This window comes from Streptomyces sp. SudanB5_2050 (genome assembly GCF_964272335.1).
GTDB classification, from domain to species: domain Bacteria; phylum Actinomycetota; class Actinomycetes; order Streptomycetales; family Streptomycetaceae; genus Streptomyces; species Streptomyces rochei.
This window is the reverse complement of record NZ_OZ186760.1, coordinates 3,665,736-3,681,371: the sequence shown is the minus strand read 5'-3', so window position 1 is coordinate 3,681,371 and position 15,636 is coordinate 3,665,736. Positions and strand designations below refer to the sequence as shown.

Below are 15,636 nucleotides of genomic sequence, written 5' to 3'. Positions count from 1 at the left end.
CCATGACCCGCCGCACCGACATCGACGTACGCCCCATCACCGAGGCCGAGTTCCCCGCCTGGAACCGCGCCCTGAACACCGGATTCCTCCAGCCGCCCGCCGTCGGTGCCGAGCAGTTGGAGGCCCGGCGCCTCCAGTTCGTGCCCGGCAGGCTCCTCGGCGCCTTCGACGGCGACCGGTGCGTGGCGACCTTCCGCTCCTTCGACCAGGAGGTCACCGCCGTCGGCGGCGCCCCCGTCCGGGCCGACGCGATCTCCAACGTCACCGTCACCGCGACCCACCGCCGCCGGGGCCTGCTCACCCGCATGATGGCCCAGGACCTGGCGGCGGCGAAGGAGCGCGGGGACGTCGTCGCCACCCTGATCGCCGCCGAGTACCCGATCTACGGCCGCTACGGCTTCGGGCCGGCGACCACCATGACCGAGTGGACCGTCGACGTGCCCCGGGCCGGTCTCGACCCGCGCCGGCCGGTCCCGGAGGACGGCGGCCGGATCGACCTCGTGGACGGCGAGGACGTCCGCAAGCTCGGCCCCGAGCTGCACGAGCGGCTGCGCCGGGCCCAGCCGGGCGCGGTGAGCCGCGTCGACCTGTGGTGGCAGGCCCGCACCGGCGTCGTCAACCTGTCCGGCGCCCGGTGGACCGAGCCCTGCTACGCCGTGTACCGCTCGGCGGACGGCGAGGTGGAGGGCCTGGCCTCGTACCGGACCGACGATCACTGGGGCGACGCCAAGCAGCCGCTGAACACGGCGACCGTCGACTGGCTGGAGGCCGTGACACCCGCCGCCGAGCGCGCCCTGTGGCACTACCTGTGCTCGATCGACTGGGTGCAGACGGTGAAGAGCGGCTGGCGGTCCCCCGACGACCTGCTTCCCGACCTGCTGCCGGACCCGCGCGCGGCCAGGATCACCACGCAGGCGGACTGGCTGTGGGTGCGCGTCCTGGACGTCGTACGGGCGCTGGAGGCGCGTGCGTACGAAGGGCAGGGGTCGCTGGTGCTGGAGGTCGTGGACCGATGGAGGTCCCCCAGCTCGAGCGGAGCCGAGAGTGGGGGAGGGCTGACCGGCGGGCGGTGGCGGCTGGAGGCCGGGCCGGACGGGGCGTCCTGCGCGCCGACCACCGAGAGCGCCGACCTGGTGCTCGACGTGGGCGAGTTGGCGGCGCTGTGGCTCGGTGACGCGTCGGCCGTGCGGCTGGCCGCGCTGGGACGGGTCCGGGAAGAGCGAGCGGGCGCCGCCCGGGTGGCCGACGCCCTGCTGCGTACGTCCAGGCGGCCTTGGTGCCCGGACATGTTCTGAGACGGCTCCCTCCTGCCGGTGACGATGGGTGTGCGCATCCGTAGCGCGTGCTCTTCGGTTGTGGTTGTCGTGCCGTTCTTCGGTTGTGGTCGTACCGGTTCCGCCCGGTGCCGACTGCCGGTCCGGGCCCCCGGCTCCCCTCCGGAAGGGGGACCGGACCGGCAGTACGTCGGCTCAGCCGGACTGGGCGAGCAGCATGACGAGGATCACCGCGCCCACACCGCCGATCATGGTGTTCTTCGCCTTGATGCCGATGGACAGCGCGACGAACGCGATGATGCCCATCGGCCCGTACCTCGACTGCACGAGCTGCTCGAACCCGACGGCCAGAGCGGCGACGACGATGGCGATGAGCGGCATGGTGGACCCCCTGTCACCGTGGTGGCCAACCCCCGTGAGGCTCGACCACGTTGCTCAAGTTGGCTGCCAACTTAGCTTCAGTTATGTCCGGATGGAGAGTCGCGTAACCATCTTTCGAGGAACTGTCCGAAGATGGTGGGAAGTTGCGCAAGACTGGGGCGGCAAGGGGCGATTGACGGGTCACGGCAGGGGGCGTGCGACCAGGAGTGCCAGCGTCACGCCCCCGACGGAGCTGAGGAACGAGCTCTTGACCTTGACGCCGACGACGAGCAGGAGCAGGCCGACGATGCCGCTGGTGCCGTACCGCCACTGGGTGATCTGCTCGAAGGTGACGACGAGGACGGCGGAGAAGAGGGCGAGGACGGGCATTTCTCGTACCCTTTCGGAAGCCTGGAAGTGGAACGTCAGCCAACTGTTCAAGTTGGCAGCCAACTTTGCTACGTTGTCCCCACTTGGCAGCTACCTGTAAACAAGTTTCAAACAAATACCTCTAGGTAGGCCGAAGTTGTAGCGTTTGGTCGTGACCCAGGAGAACGTGTCCGTGAACGGCAGCAGAAGGCTCTCGGCCCAGGAGATCGCCGACATCCTGCGGGACCGGATCCGCGAGGGGCAGCTCAGGGCGGGCGACCGCCTGCCCACCCAGGCCGAGTTGGCCGACGAGTTCGGGGTGGAGCGCGGCACCGTCCGTCAGGCGCTGCGGGCGCTCCAGGAGGACGGGCTGCTCACCAACGTCAGCAAGGGCAGCCCGCCCCGCATCGCCGAGTCCACCCCGGTCCCGGACGACCAACCGCAGCCGACGATGGTGGCGCTCGGCCCGCGGCTGGTGGAGGCGTTCTCGGCGCCGCGCGTGAAGGTCGACGTCGTGTGCCACACCTCGGAGACGCTGATGCTGGCCCTCAGCGAGCCGCTCCGCCTGATCCACGAGGGCCGCGTCCGCCCGGAGTCCATCGACTTCCGGGTGCTGATGCCGTCCCGGTACATCCCGCTCGCCTTCCCCGTCCTGGTCGAGGAGGAGGCCGACGACCCGGTCCACCAGCGCTGGCTCCAGATGCGCAACGCCCAGGCCAGGGTGCTCCAGCACAACCTGCGCGGTGTGCGGAAGGTGCACCCCCACGTCGACGTGCGGGTGGCCTTCCGCGCGCTGCCGTTCACCCCGCCGTCGAAGCTCTACCTGCTCAACGGCGAGGAGGCGCTCTTCGGCTACTACCTGGTGACCCGCCGCGAGGAGGAGTACGAGAGCCGGACGCTGGAGATGTACGACGCGCTGGGCTCCCAGTCGCTGCTCTTCTCCTCCCTGAAGCGGGCGGGGCACCGGGACGCGGCGTTCGTGGAGGAGTCGCAGAAGTGGTTCGACGCCCTGTGGGGGACCATCACCACGGAGATGACACTCTCCTAGTGGCGTCCGACACGGATCAGGCGGAACCGGTGGGCGGGCGAGTCGGGTGGGCCGAGCAGCCCGCGCGGGCCGGGGGGTCCGAGCGGCCCGAGAGGCTGCGGGACCTGGTCGCGGGTGCCCGCCTCGTCCTGTGGGACTTCGACGGCCCCGTCTGCAGGCTCTTCGCGGGCTACTCGGCGGACCGGGTGGCGGCCGCACTGGTGGACTGGCTGGAGAAGGCAGGGCTGAAGGAACTGCTGCCTCCCGAGGAGCGGGACCACTCGGACCCGCACGTCCTGCTGGGCGCGGTCCACCGCAGCCATCCGAAGGATCTCGTCGACGAGTTCGAGGAACGGCTCACCCGCGAGGAGCTGCGGGCCGTGCCCGGCGCGAGGCCGACCGCGTACGCGGACCCCCTGATCCGCGCCTGGGCCGCCCTCGGCGTCGGCCTCGCGATCACGACCAACAACTCACCCCGCGCGGTGCGGGAGTACCTGGCGACGCGGGGTCTGCTGGGCTGTTTCGCCCCCCACATCTACGGCCGCACCCAGGACCCGCACCTGCTCAAGCCCGACCCGTACTGCCTCGACCGCGCCCTCGACGCGATGCGCGTTCCCCCGGCGAAGGCACTGATGATCGGTGACTCCCCGGCCGACGTGGCCGCGGCGCGGAAGGCCGGTGTTCCCTTCCTGGGCTACGCGCGGAACGACCGCAAGGCGGAGCAACTGCGGGCCGCCGGCGCGCCGGTGCTCGTCGACTCCCTCGAAGCGGTGCTGGGAGTGGTGCGGAGGTAGGCCCCGGCGCCCGGTCCGGCGGCTCGTGCCCGAGGCCGGCTCCGGGGCCCTCCACGGCCACGGCCACCGTCACCGCCACCGCTACTCGCGGAACGACAACGCGTCGGCGGCCCGCAGCACCGGGAGGTACGAGGAGACCACGGCGTCCGCTCCCCGCTCCGCCATCTGCCGCGCGCGCTCCGCGGCGCGGGTCAGCCCGAGGAAACCGGTCCCCGCCGACCGGGCGGCGTCGAGGTCGGTGAGCTGGTCGCCGACGAGCAGGCAGGCGGAGGAGGGCAGGGCCAGGTGGCGCAGGGCTCGGTGCACGCAGTCCGGATGCGGCTTCATGAGCCGGGCGTCGTGCGGCGACCGGCCGAAGACACCGTCGAACTTCGATTCCAGTCCCAGACGGCCCAGGCAGTCCCGGATCGGTCCCTCCGCGTTGTTGCTGACGACGACCAGGCGTTTGCCGTGGGCGAGCAACAGGTCCACGAGGGCGTGCAGGTGAGGAGTGGGCACCGCGGTGCGCACGGCACGCCGTTCCAGGGCGGTGACGGCGGCCTCGGCGAGTTCCAGCGGGAGCGCGCTGAGGCCGCGGGCGGAGCGTTCGTACATCTCCCTGAGCGGACCGAGGACGCCGTGGGAGTCGCCGCACTCCTCGACCGAGGGGTCGAGCGGCCCCCAGTGCCGCCGGGCCGTCCGCTTGATCTGCTCGGCCACCTCCGTCGTGGTGGAGCCCGCGAACAGATCGCAGACGGGACCGTCGAAGTCGAACAGCACCGCGCGGACGGACCAGAAGGCGCGCAGCGGTACGGCCGGATCGTCGGCGGTCGCCCGTCCGAAGGCTGTGTGGATCACGGCGGCAGTCTCCCGCACGGGGCGCGGAGCCGTCGTCACGACACGGGCGCGCACAGCGCGCCGCGCCCTCCCCGAGGGGTGCGGATCAGCGGCGGCGGGCGTCCGGTCGCCCGGCAGCGGACGGTCGCGCCGGTGCGGTGGCACCGGGAGCGGGCCGGGGACCGTGCCGCCGGTGCGTAGGCTCGCCCCATGAGCGAGCCCGGCCTGCGTGAGCGCAAGAGACAGCGGACGATCCAGGTGCTGTCGGACACCGCGATCCGGCTCTTCGTGGAGAAGGGCTTCGACGCGGTGTCCGTCGCGGAGGTGGCCGCCGCGGCCGAGGTGTCCAAGCCGACGCTCTTCCGGTACTTCCCGGCCAAGGAGGATCTGGTCCTGCACCGCATCGCCGACCACGAGGGCGAGGCGGCGCGGGTGGCGGGGGAGGGGCCCGCGCCGCTCGTGGCGCTGCGGCGGCACTTCCTTGCGGGGTTGGAGCGGTGCGACCCGGTGACCGGGCTCAACGACGATCCCGACGTGCTCGCCTTCCACGCGCTGCTGTACGGGACGCCCGCGCTCGTCGCCCGGCTGCACACGCACCTGGAGCGGTCGGAGGCGGCACTCGGCCGGGCCCTGGGCGGGGACCTGGACGCCAGGCTCGCGGCCGGGCAGATCGTCGCCGTACAGCGGGTGCTCGCACAGGAGAACTGGCGGCGGATCGCGGCCGGGGAGCGGGTGGCCGACGTGCGGGGGGACGCGATGGCGGCGGCGGAGCGGGCGTTCGGGGTGCTGGCGGCCGGGCTGCCGCGGCTCGCGTGAGGGGCGAACCCCGTCGGGACTCGGTGGCGAGAGCCAGTGACGGGGGTCGGTGGCGAGAGTCGGTAATAAATTTAACTCAGTAACGAAATGTGGGTACGCTCGGCTCCATGAGCGCACCCGACCCCTCCCTCCCGCACGTCCTCGCCCGCGAACGCGCCCACCACGATCACTGCCGCACCGCCCTCGCCGCGATGCTCGACGGCGCCCGTGAGCAGGTCGTCACCGGTGAGGACGTCTCCGCCTCCGGTGCCGACGCCGAAGTGCTCGGGTGCCGGCTGCGCAGCCGGGCCGTGGAGCTGCGCGCACTGCCGCAGGGGCCGCTGTTCTTCGGGCGGCTGGACTTCGCCCGGACGGACGAGGCGGGCGATCACACGGGGCAGACGTACCACCTCGGCCGGCTGCGGATCACCGAGGACCCCGCCGCCCCGCCCCTCGTCGTCGACTGGCGCGCCCCCGTCGCCCGCGCCTTCTACCAGGCCACCGCCGCCGACCCGCGCGGCGTGGCCGTCCGCCGGCGCTTCGGCTGGGCGCCCGGCAGCCGCGGGGACTCGGCCGACCTCACCGGTCTGGAGGACGAGCACCTCACCCGGGGCGAGACCCGCGCGAGCGACATCGTCGCCCGGGAGATCGAACGGCCCCGCGTCGGTCCCATGCGGGACATCGCCGCCACCATCCAGCCCGAGCAGGACGACCTCGTCCGCGCCGACCTCACCGCCACGGTCTGCGTCCAGGGCGCCCCGGGGACGGGGAAGACCGCCGTCGGGCTCCACCGGGCCGCGTACCTGCTCTACACCCACCCGCGGCGCATCGCGCGCGGCGGACTGCTGATCCTCGGCCCCAACCCCACCTTCCTCGCCTACATCGCCGAGGTGCTGCCCGCCCTCGGCGAGACCGGCGTACGGCAGTCCACCCTCGCCCGGGAGATCGCCCGGCACCCGGTCACCGCCACCGACGACGAGCGGGCCGCCGCCGTGAAGCACGACGCCCGGACGGCCGAAGTGCTGCGCCGCGCCCTGTACGCGCGGGTGTCCGCCGACGCCGCCGGCTCCCTCACCGTGCCGGACGGCTCCTACCGGTGGCGGGTGCCCGGCGACGAACTGGCCCGGATCGTGGCGGACGTACGGGAGGAGGAACCGCCCTACACCGTGGGCCGGGAGCGGGTGCGGGCCCGGATCGCGCGGTACGTACAGGAGCGGGCCGAACGGCGGAGCGGGCCGCGGACGGCCGCCTGGACGCGCCGGATCGAACGCGCCCGGCCCGTCACCGCCTGCCTCGACGCCGTCTGGCCCCGGGTGCGTCCCGAGGAGGTCGTCGCCGACGTCCTCGGCGACCCGGAGGCGCTGGCCCGGGCCGCCGACGGGCTGCTGGACGACGACGAGCAGAAGGCGGTGCTGTGGACGGGCCCCGGCGCGCGGCGCTCGTGGCGGTCGGCCCGCTGGTCCGCGGCCGATCTGGTCCTGCTCGACGAGGTCGCCGGGCTGCTCGAACACCCCGAGGGGTACGGGCACATCGTCGTCGACGAGGCCCAGGACCTCTCGCCGATGGAGTGCCGGGCCATCGCCCGCCGGGCCGCCTTCGGCTCGCTGACCGTCCTCGGCGACCTGGCGCAGGGCACCACGCCGTGGGCCGCCCGGTCGTGGCGGACGGTCCTCACCCACCTGGGCCGTCCGGACGCGCCCGTGGTGCCGCTGACCACCGGCTTCCGGGTGCCGCAGGCGGTGGTCGGCCTCACCAACCGGCTGCTGGGCCGGCTCGGCGTGGACGTACCGGAGGCCCGCTCCCTGCGCCCGGACGGGGAGCTGACCCTCCGCCCCGTCGCCCCCGGCCGGGTCGTGGACGAGGCCGTCGACGCCGTACGGGCCGCCCTGTCCCGGGACGGTTCCGTCGGGGTCGTCGCCGCCGAGGCCGACGTCCCCGGACTGCGGGCCGCGCTCGACGCGGCCGGGATCGCCGCCGCAGGGCCGGAGGAACTGGGCGCCCGGGTGACCGTGGCACCGGCCGGCGTCGTCAAGGGGCTGGAGTACGACCACGTCGTCGCCGTCGAGCCGGCGGCGATCGCGGAAGCGGAGGACACCGGCGGCCGGGGCCTGCGCCGGCTCTACGTGGTGCTCACCCGCGCGGTGTCCCGGCTGGACGTGGTGCACGCGCGGCCCCTGCCGTTCTGACGGCCGCCGTCCGGGGCGGCCGGGCTTCCGTCGTCCGCCCCGCGTCCGGATCAGCGCCCGGTGATCACCTCGGCGACCCGGGTGAACCCGTCCGCGCCGTGCCCGCGCGCGATGACCCGCCGGGCCTGGCCCTCGATCACCCGCATCAGGCTCGCGTCGATGCCGTGCGCCTCCGAGGCGTGGACGACGTGCGCCATGGTCGAGGCGGCCGAGGTGATCGGGTTCAGCTCGCCCGAGTAGGTGCCGGCGTCGGTGTCGGCGGCGAACTCGGTGAACAGCGGCGGCAGGATCGCGGCGATGCCCTGCGCGAACGGGGCCAGCTCCGTGCCGGTGACGCCCTCGGCCCGGGCCACCGCGAGGGCGTGCGTGTAGCCCGCCATCGCCGTCCAGAAGATGTCGAGCAGCGCGATGTCGTAGGCCGCCGCCCGCCCGGGGTCCTCCCCCAGGTGGGTGTGGGTGCCGCCGAGCGCCGCCAGCACCGGCCGGTGCTCCCCGTACAGCTCCTCGGGGCCGCTGTGCAGGAACACCGCGTCGTCCGTGCCGATGGTGGTGGCCGGAGTCATGATGGCGCCGTCCAGGTAGCGGATGCCGTGGCGGCCGGCCCACTCGGCCGTGTCCCGGGACCGCGCGGGGGTGTCGGCGCTCAGGTTCACGAGCGTGCGGCCCTTGAGGGCGGAGGTCACGGCGTCCTGGCGCAGTACGGCGTCCGAGGCGTCGTAGTTCACCACGCAGACGACGGTCAGCGGGGCGGCGGCGACCGCCTCCTCGGCGGAGGACGCCGACACGGCGCCCTTGGCGACCAGATCGGCGTCCCGGCCCGGCGTGCGGTTCCAGACGGTGGTGCGCAGACCGGCCTCCAGGAAGGCGGTGGCCAGCGCCCGGCCCATCGGGCCCAGACCGAGGACGGTGACGGCGGAGGACCGGTCGGTGTGTGCGGACATGCTTCAACTCCCGTAACGTGATGAACAATTGCAGATGAAGGGGGCACGACATGGCACACCGGCGCCACGATCCGAACGTGTGCGGGGTGACCGCCGCGATCGCCGTGATCGAGGGCAAGTGGAAGACCACGCTGCTGTGGCTGCTGGAGTCCGGCCCGCACCGGCCGGCCGAACTGCGCCGGCAGGTGCCCGGCCTCACCGAGAAGGTGCTGACCCAGGCGCTGCGCGAGATGGAGGCGGACGGTGTGGTGCACCGCGAGGTGTACGACGTGCTGCCGCCGAAGACCGAGTACTCCCTGACCGACTTCGGCCGCGAACTCGCGGAGGCCCTTTCCCCCCTCTCCGACTGGGGCCACCGCCGTCTGGACCGGCTGGCGGAACCGGAGCCCGCCGTCCGCGCGGCCTCCTGACACCCGCCTGCCTGCCTGCCCACTCAGTCTCGACGGAGTGCGGCGCCTTGCCCAGTACGCACAAAAAAGTGGGTGGGGACCTCTTCGCGGTCAGGGGGGTGGGGGCCTGGCCGATCGACGTGCGACCGGCCCCGGGACCCGCTCTGATCCCGGGCGACGATCGGCCGACGTCGCCGTCCCGACGATCATGAGAGTGGGTCCATGCCGAAGAGCGAACCGTTCGTCATCGACGGAGTCGTTTACGAGCGTGATTCCGCTCCGGGAGCGGGCGGATCAGCCGTGGTGTGGAAGGTCCGCCGTAAGCCGGACGGTCGGCTGTTCGCCATCAAACGGATCAGGAAGGACGGCGACGCGAACTCCGCCCGCAACAAGCGTTTCAGGCGGGAGATCGAGTACGGGCGGACAGCGAGTCACCCGAACGTCGTGAGAATCCACGCGCGCTCGGAGGACGCGGAATTCTTCTTCTACGTCATGGACTTCTACCCCATGACGCTGCGAGACGTGATCAAGGGCGAGACCGATGCCGACGTGCTTCTCGACTACGTGCGCCAGCTCTGCGACGCGCTCGCGTACGTGCACGGCGACGGCATCGTGCATCGCGACATCAAACCCGAGAACATCCTCGTCGACCCCGATGCGCGTCGGCTCGTCCTGGCCGACTTCGGTATCGCGCATTTCAAGGACTCCTCGCTGACGAAGCGCGGGGACCTCTTGGTCAACCGGAACTACCTCGCTCCCGAGCAGATGGTGAGGGGCAACGCCCTCGCTGTCGGCAAGCCGGCGGACGTCTTCGCGCTCGGCCTCGTCATGACCGAGATGTTCACGAAGCAGAACGCCCGAGGGCGGCGTCACGCGCTGGTCCGCGACCGCTACCCCTTCCTGGCCGACCTCGACCTGATCATCGAACAGATGCTGCTCCAGGACGCGGCGCAGCGGCTCCGCATCGACACCGTACGCGGCCTGCTCCGGACAGCCCTTCGGCGGATCGACTCGGCCATCGAGGAGATCTCCGATGATCTGCGCCCCGACGGGACGTCCGCCGACGACCCGCCCGGGGAGGTCGAGCGGATTCTCGGCCGTGCCGCCAGAGACGTGCTGTCGGCGAAGCATGTCTTCGAGCGGGTCGCCGACGGAGAGCTCGACCGATTCAACCTCAACTATCACTGCGAGATCGCCTACCGGGTGAGCGCGGAGCTGTTCCACACCTGCGCTCAAGCCGTCATATACGCCTCGTGCAAGGCGCAGTTCGACTACGAGGGCGCCCGGCCGTGGCGCGAGAGCGACCACGCTCGCGTGTTGTCGGCCGCCAAACCGGGACTCCAACGCGAGCTGGAGACGATTCTCTCCGATTTCCCCCTCCCTCGCTCTTCCCGGTGGGGTGGTCTGCCGCAGCGGTCGGCCCACTTGTTCCGGTTCTGCAAGGACTACCACTGCGAAGAACTGCTGACGAGCATCCGCGCATCCGTCTACGGCGAAGGCAGTGGTTCGTTGCGGGCGAATCTGATCGACGCCCCGGTCTTCTGGATCACCCACTGGTTGCGTACGAAGCTGGACACCGACTATCTGCGGTTCGACAGAGCGGCTCGCGAGGACATCGGCCTCGAGCGCCACCTCTCGGTGGTCTGGAACGAGACGCTTCCCTTGGATCCGGACCGAGAGGCGGTGGGAGCGGATCTGCTGACCGAGCCGCCCGACGCCGACGACGTCGCCGGCGCACTGCGGGCACTCGAAGCGAAGTGGGACGTCTCCGTGGGAGAGCTCGTGGACGGCGGTTACTCGGTCATGTTCCGGTCGCGCGACACGTACCGCCGCTTCCGCGACGAGGCGCTCGACCTCGCAGAACCGGGCTCGGTGTTCGAAGCCGACGTCCTCGACCTGCTCCGCCCCGAGGCGGAGTTCGACGACCTCGTCGCCCTCACCTGGAATCGGAACTTCGACGTGGCCGTCACGCTCGGAAAGATCCTCGGCACCCGAGCGCGCTAGTCACCGGCGGACGCGTCGGGTGGGTGCAACTCTTGCAAGCGGGTGCTTGCAATAGTTAGCGGGCTGGTGCATGGTGGAGGCATGGCCTCGCTCAACGTCGGCAATCTCGGCAATCTCGGTGAGTACCTGCGCGAGCAGCGGCGCAACGCGCAGCTGTCGTTGCGGCAGCTCGCCGACGCCGCGGGCGTGTCCAACCCGTACCTGAGCCAGATCGAGCGCGGGCTGCGCAAGCCGAGCGCGGAAGTGCTCCAGCAGGTCGCCAAGGCGCTGCGGATCTCCGCCGAGACGCTGTACGTGCGGGCGGGCATCCTCGACGCCGAGCGGGACCGGGACGACGTGGAGACGCGTGCGGTCATCCTCGCCGACCCCTCGCTCAACGAGCGGCAGAAGCAGGTGCTGCTCCAGATCTACGAGTCCTTCCGCAAGGAGAACGGATTCGGGGCCGACGCGGACGACGAGGCGCCGCCCCGGGACGCGCCCGCGGACGGCGCCGCCGGGGGCGCGGACTCCATACCGGGCCCCGACGCCCCTACGAGCGGTGGCAGCGACGCCGGACCGCGGCAGACGGCCGGCTGAGCGGCAGCGCGCAGCAGCCGGCCGGGCGCGGGACCACTACACAACCCTCAGCCGAACGCAATTCCGGAGGACCAGACACCATGGCCATCACCGACGACCTGCGCAAGACCTTCAGCGACCCCACCCCGCTCTACTTCGCCGCGGGCACCGCCGACCTGGCGTTCCAGCAGGCCAAGAAGGTGCCGGTGCTGGTGGAGCAGCTGCGCGCCGAGGCCCCGGCGCGGATCGAGGCCGTGCGCAACACCGACCCGAAGGCCGTCCAGGAGAAGGCGACGGCCCGCGTCAAGGAGACCCAGGGCACCCTCCAGGCCAAGGCCAACGAACTCTTCGGTTCCCTCGACGCCGACTTCAAGAAGCTCGGCGAGAGCGCCCAGGACCTGGCGCTGCGCTCGGTCGGCGTCGCCGCCGAGTACGCCGTCAAGGCCCGTGAGGCGTACGAGAAGGTCGCCGAGCGTGGCGAGCAGGCGGTGCGCACCTGGCGCGGCCAGGCCGCCGACGGCATCGAGGACGTCGCCGAGGGCGTCGAGGAGTTCGCCGTCGCCGTCGAGCCGGGCAAGCCCGCCAAGTCCGAGCCGGTCGAGGTCACCGAGGACAAGTCCGCCGCGGCGAAGAAGACCGCCCCGGCTCCGCGCAAGGCCCCGGCGAAGAAGAGCCCCGCCGCCAAGAAGACGACGCCGCCCGCCAAGTAGGCGAACCGCGGCGCCCGGCGGCCGTGCCGGGGGCGGACCGTGGACATCGGGCCGGGCACCTCTGGGGTGTCCGGCCCGTTCTACGGGTACGGTGACGGCGTAAGGACGATCCGACTCGGGTGGTGGACGTTGTGCTGATGCAGGGGTTCGCAGGCTTCATGTGGCTGCTGAGCATCGCCCTGATCCTTTTCAGCGGCTTCGCGTTGTTCGACGCCGCCATTCGCCGTGAGGACGCCTACCGCGCGGCCGACAAGAAGACCAAGCCGTTCTGGCTGATCATCCTCGGGCTCGCCTTCGTGGTGAACCTGATCTTCAACGTCCTGTCGTTCCTGCCGATCATCGGGCTCATCGCGACGATCGTGTACATGGTCGACGTGCGGCCGGCGCTGCGCGGGCTGCCGGGCGGCGGGCGCAGCACCCGCCGCGGCTCCAGCAGCGACGGCCCCTACGGGCCGTACAACGGCGGACGCTGACCCTGGGGCGCCGGACGGCGTCCCACCGGCACCGGGCGGCTCAGGCCGTCCGGTCCAGCAGGACCACGGCGACGTCGTCGGCGAGTTCGCCGCCGTTCAGCTCGCGGACCTCGTTGACCGTCGCCCGCAGCAACTGCTCGCCCCGCAGTCCCTCGGCGATCTGCCGGCGGACCATCTCCACCATGCCGTCCTGGCCGAGCCGCTCCCGGCCCTCGCCGACGTGCCCCTCGATCAGTCCGTCCGTGTAGAGCATCAGGCTCCACTCGGCGCCCAGCTCCACCTGCATACGCGGCCAGCGGGCGCCCGGCAGCAGTCCGAGCGCCGGGCCGTTGTTGTCGTAGGGCAGCAGCCGCGCGGGCGTGCCCGGTCCGGCGATCAGCGGCGCCGGGTGCCCGGCCAGGCAGAGGCCGGCGCGGCGGCCGTCCGGGGCTATGTCCACGGCGCACAGCGTCGCGAAGATCTCGTCGTGCGCGCGCTCGTGCTCCAGCACCTGCTGGAGCGTGCCCAGCAGCTGGTCGCCGCAGAGGCCCGCCAGGGTCAGCGCGCGCCACGCGATCCGCAGCTCCACGCCGAGCGCCGCCTCGTCCGGGCCGTGCCCGCAGACGTCGCCGATCATGGCGTGCACGGTGCCGTCCGGGGTGCGGACGACGTCGTAGAAGTCGCCGCCGAGCAGGGCGCGGGAGCGGCCCGGACGGTAGCGGGCGGCGAAGCGCAGCGGGGAGCCCTCCAGCAGCGGCGTCGGCAGCAGGCCGCGCTCCAGCCGGCGGTTCTCCTGGGCGCGCAGCCGGCCCTCGGCCAGCCGCCGCTCCGCCGAGTCGGACCGCTTGCGCTCGACGGCGTAGCGGATCGCGCGGCTCAGCAGCCGGCCGTCCAGCTCGTCCCGGAACAGGTAGTCCTGGGCGCCGACGGCCACGGCCTCCGCGCCGCGCTCGGCGTCGCTGGAGGAGGTCAGCGCGAGCACGGCGTGCCGGGGCGCCAGCTCCAGCACGTGCCGGAGCACGGCCAGCTCGTCGTGTCCGGACGCGTCCCCGTCACCACCGTCGTCGCCGCTCGCGCGGGCCGGGGCGGGCGCCGGCAGGGCGAGGTCCAGCAGGATGCAGTGGACGTCGTCGGTCAGCAGCCGGCCGGCCTCGGTGAGGTTGCGGGCCGTGCGGATCCGGATCGGCTTGCCCGCCTGGTCGAGCAGGTCGGGCACGATCGGGGAGCCGCCCGGGTCGTCCTCGATCAGCAGCACCGTCAGGTTGGCCGGGGCGGCGTTGTCGCGCCGGTCCGCGGGACGGGCCGGGTGCTGGTCCGTGGTCCGGGCCGGGGTCCGGTTCGTGGTGTTCTCGCGGTTCTCCGTGGGCTTCTCGCGCTTCTGGGTGGGGTTCTCCGGCCGGCCGGAGAGGTCCTGGGCCGGGATCGTCCCGGGAGGGGCCTGTTCCGTGGAAGGGCCGCGGTCCTGGGACGCGGCGGGCGCCTGACCACACTCCACGGCCGGGATCGCCCTCTGCCGCGGTACGGGTACGGGCATCGTCTTGGTTTCCTTCCCTCCCCCCGAGGGCATGGCGGGGCGAGGGACCTCGACCCACCGACGGGGACCATAGCGGGTGACGCCGCCGCTGCGGAATGGTCCAGAACACGTCGGACGGCCGTCGGCCACTGTCATATGCCGCGTTGTGTACCGCAGTTGGACACCTCGCCCCGGGCCGCGGGATGACGAACGTCACGCCGGGCGGGGCGGCGGGCGTGGACTGGGTCACGTGGCCCACTTCACCTTCCCGGCGTACGGGTCACTCCTGGCCGGTCGTGCCCGTGTCCGGGCGTACCACCCCGAGGATGGGCATCGAGCCCGCTCCCGCGATCGTGATCGAGCGCCCCGGGCGCGGGGCGTGCACGACGGAGCCGTCGCCGATGTACATGCCGACGTGGCTGGCGTCGTCGAAGTAGATGATCAGGTCGCCGGGGCGCATGTCCTCGACGTCGACGCGCTTCAGCTGCTGCCACTGCTGCTGCGAGGTGCGCGGGATCGTCCGGCCGGCCGCCACCCACGCCTGGGAGGTGAGGCCGGAGCAGTCGTACGCCTTCGGGCCCTCGGCGCCCCACTGGTACGGCTTGCCGACCTGGGCGGTGGCGTACTCGACGGCCTTGCGGCCCTGCTCGGTCGCCTCGCCGTCGAGGTCCTTCAGGATGCCGGAGCCGAGCCAGGCGGTCTGCGCCCGCTCCTGCGCCTCCCGCTCCAGCCGGGCCAGGCGCTCCTTCTCCTCCTGCTCCAGCTCGGACTCCAGCTTCTCGGCCGCCTTGATCTGCTTCTCGACCTTCTTCTGGGCGGCGGCCTTGGCCTTGCGGTTCGCCTCCAGCTTCTCGAACCGGGTCTTGGCGTCCGCCGCGTAGGTCTTGAGGTCCTCCTGGGTGCGGGTCATCTCGCCGATCAGGCCCTTGGTGGCGCGCTGGCCCTGGACGACGCGGCCGGTGCCGTCGAGGAAGTCCTCGGGGTCGTCGCTCAGCATCAGCTTGGCCTCGTCGGGCAGGCCGCCGGTCCGGTACTGGGAGCGGGCCGCCGCGCCCGCGCGCTCCTTCAGCCCGTCCAGCTTCTCCTGGCCCTTGACGATCTTCTTGGCCAGTTCGACGAGTTGGGCGGACTGCTGGTCCGTCTTCTCCTCGGCCGCGTTGTACTCCTCGGTGGCCAGGGCTGCTTGGCGGTAGAGCTGGTCGAGCTTCTTGCGCACGGCCTCCAGGTCCTTGCCGGGCGTGGCGGCGGGAGAGGCGGCCGGGGCGGAGGGCGAGGCTCCGGGAGTGCCGGGGGACGGTGAGGGGCCGGGGTCCGCGAACGCCGTCCCCGGTGCCGCCAGCACGGTGATCGCGCAGACCACGGTCACGGCAGCGGTCGTCCAGACATGCTTCCCCGCGCGCATACCTCGCCCCCAAAACTGATTAACCGTCAGTAACTTACGTCGCCTGGGG

16 protein-coding genes are annotated in these 15,636 nt (G+C 72.3%); 10 read left to right on the top strand and 6 right to left on the bottom strand.

Going from position 1 to position 15,636, the window contains the following annotated elements; all coding sequences use genetic code 11:
• The first annotated feature begins 2 nt into the window (after window positions 1-2).
• Window positions 3-1,295: a GNAT family N-acetyltransferase gene (locus tag ACFZP7_RS16335; RefSeq protein WP_385634685.1), complete on the top strand. Its 1,293-nt coding sequence runs from the start codon at window positions 3-5 to the stop codon at window positions 1,293-1,295.
• A 174-nt stretch (window positions 1,296-1,469) separates the two neighbouring features.
• Here the strand turns inward: ACFZP7_RS16335 and ACFZP7_RS16330 are convergent, their stop codons facing one another.
• Window positions 1,470-1,655, bottom strand: coding sequence for a hypothetical protein (locus ACFZP7_RS16330; RefSeq protein WP_031019907.1), 186 nt, complete (start codon window positions 1,653-1,655; stop codon window positions 1,470-1,472).
• Between the two features lie 180 nt (window positions 1,656-1,835).
• Window positions 1,836-2,024, bottom strand: coding sequence for a hypothetical protein (locus ACFZP7_RS16325; protein ID WP_385634684.1), 189 nt, complete (start codon window positions 2,022-2,024; stop codon window positions 1,836-1,838).
• 145 nt (window positions 2,025-2,169) lie between these two features.
• On the opposite strand from ACFZP7_RS16325, the gene ACFZP7_RS16320 reads away from it, so the two are divergent.
• Complete coding sequence (locus tag ACFZP7_RS16320; RefSeq protein WP_078855149.1) at window positions 2,170-3,051, top strand: GntR family transcriptional regulator; 882 nt, start codon at window positions 2,170-2,172, stop codon at window positions 3,049-3,051.
• Window positions 3,051-3,824, top strand: a complete 774-nt coding sequence (locus ACFZP7_RS16315) for an HAD family hydrolase (RefSeq protein WP_385634683.1) — start codon at window positions 3,051-3,053, stop codon at window positions 3,822-3,824. Before ACFZP7_RS16320 ends, ACFZP7_RS16315 begins: the two co-directional genes overlap by 1 nt.
• 81 nt (window positions 3,825-3,905) lie before the next feature.
• Here the strand turns inward: ACFZP7_RS16315 and ACFZP7_RS16310 are convergent, their stop codons facing one another.
• Window positions 3,906-4,661 carry an HAD family hydrolase gene (locus ACFZP7_RS16310; RefSeq protein ID WP_385634682.1) on the bottom strand — a complete coding sequence of 252 codons (756 nt, stop codon included), beginning with the start codon at window positions 4,659-4,661 and terminating at the stop codon, window positions 3,906-3,908.
• A gap of 189 nt (window positions 4,662-4,850) precedes the next feature.
• Here ACFZP7_RS16310 and ACFZP7_RS16305 point away from each other — a divergent pair, with 189 nt between their 5' ends.
• Together ACFZP7_RS16305 and ACFZP7_RS16300 are read left to right on the top strand one after the other, a co-directional pair.
• A complete protein-coding gene (locus ACFZP7_RS16305; protein ID WP_046248496.1) occupies window positions 4,851-5,456 on the top strand; it encodes a TetR/AcrR family transcriptional regulator in 606 nt (201 codons plus the stop codon).
• 107 nt (window positions 5,457-5,563) lie between these two features.
• Window positions 5,564-7,621 carry a HelD family protein gene (locus tag ACFZP7_RS16300; protein ID WP_385634681.1) on the top strand — a complete coding sequence of 686 codons (2,058 nt, stop codon included), beginning with the start codon at window positions 5,564-5,566 and terminating at the stop codon, window positions 7,619-7,621.
• Between the two features lie 50 nt (window positions 7,622-7,671).
• On the opposite strand, the gene ACFZP7_RS16295 is transcribed toward ACFZP7_RS16300, so the two are convergent.
• Complete coding sequence (locus tag ACFZP7_RS16295) at window positions 7,672-8,562, bottom strand: NAD(P)-dependent oxidoreductase (RefSeq protein ID WP_193516474.1); 891 nt, start codon at window positions 8,560-8,562, stop codon at window positions 7,672-7,674.
• Between the two features lie 50 nt (window positions 8,563-8,612).
• Here ACFZP7_RS16295 and ACFZP7_RS16290 point away from each other — a divergent pair, with 50 nt between their 5' ends.
• The 5 genes from ACFZP7_RS16290 to ACFZP7_RS16270 all read left to right on the top strand — a co-directional run bounded on the left by ACFZP7_RS16290 (window position 8,613) and on the right by ACFZP7_RS16270 (window position 12,693).
• Complete coding sequence (locus ACFZP7_RS16290) at window positions 8,613-8,972, top strand: helix-turn-helix domain-containing protein (protein ID WP_019326727.1); 360 nt, start codon at window positions 8,613-8,615, stop codon at window positions 8,970-8,972.
• A 201-nt stretch (window positions 8,973-9,173) separates the two neighbouring features.
• Complete coding sequence (locus tag ACFZP7_RS16285) at window positions 9,174-10,955, top strand: serine/threonine-protein kinase (protein WP_385634680.1); 1,782 nt, start codon at window positions 9,174-9,176, stop codon at window positions 10,953-10,955.
• Between the two features lie 81 nt (window positions 10,956-11,036).
• Complete coding sequence (locus tag ACFZP7_RS16280) at window positions 11,037-11,531, top strand: helix-turn-helix domain-containing protein (protein ID WP_385634679.1); 495 nt, start codon at window positions 11,037-11,039, stop codon at window positions 11,529-11,531.
• An 80-nt stretch (window positions 11,532-11,611) separates the two neighbouring features.
• Window positions 11,612-12,220, top strand: a complete 609-nt coding sequence (locus ACFZP7_RS16275; RefSeq protein WP_030971283.1) for a hypothetical protein — start codon at window positions 11,612-11,614, stop codon at window positions 12,218-12,220.
• A gap of 137 nt (window positions 12,221-12,357) precedes the next feature.
• Window positions 12,358-12,693 (top strand): DUF2516 family protein, encoded by a 336-nt coding sequence (locus ACFZP7_RS16270; protein ID WP_031019922.1) that lies wholly within the window; start codon window positions 12,358-12,360, stop codon window positions 12,691-12,693.
• A 40-nt stretch (window positions 12,694-12,733) separates the two neighbouring features.
• Here ACFZP7_RS16270 and ACFZP7_RS16265 read toward each other — a convergent pair whose 3' ends face one another.
• Both ACFZP7_RS16265 and ACFZP7_RS16260 read right to left on the bottom strand, forming a co-directional pair.
• Window positions 12,734-14,206: a PP2C family protein-serine/threonine phosphatase gene (locus tag ACFZP7_RS16265; protein WP_031019925.1), complete on the bottom strand. Its 1,473-nt coding sequence runs from the start codon at window positions 14,204-14,206 to the stop codon at window positions 12,734-12,736.
• 259 nt (window positions 14,207-14,465) lie between these two features.
• Window positions 14,466-15,587, bottom strand: a complete 1,122-nt coding sequence (locus tag ACFZP7_RS16260) for an NlpC/P60 family protein (RefSeq protein ID WP_385634678.1) — start codon at window positions 15,585-15,587, stop codon at window positions 14,466-14,468.
• Window positions 15,588-15,636 lie beyond the last annotated feature (49 nt).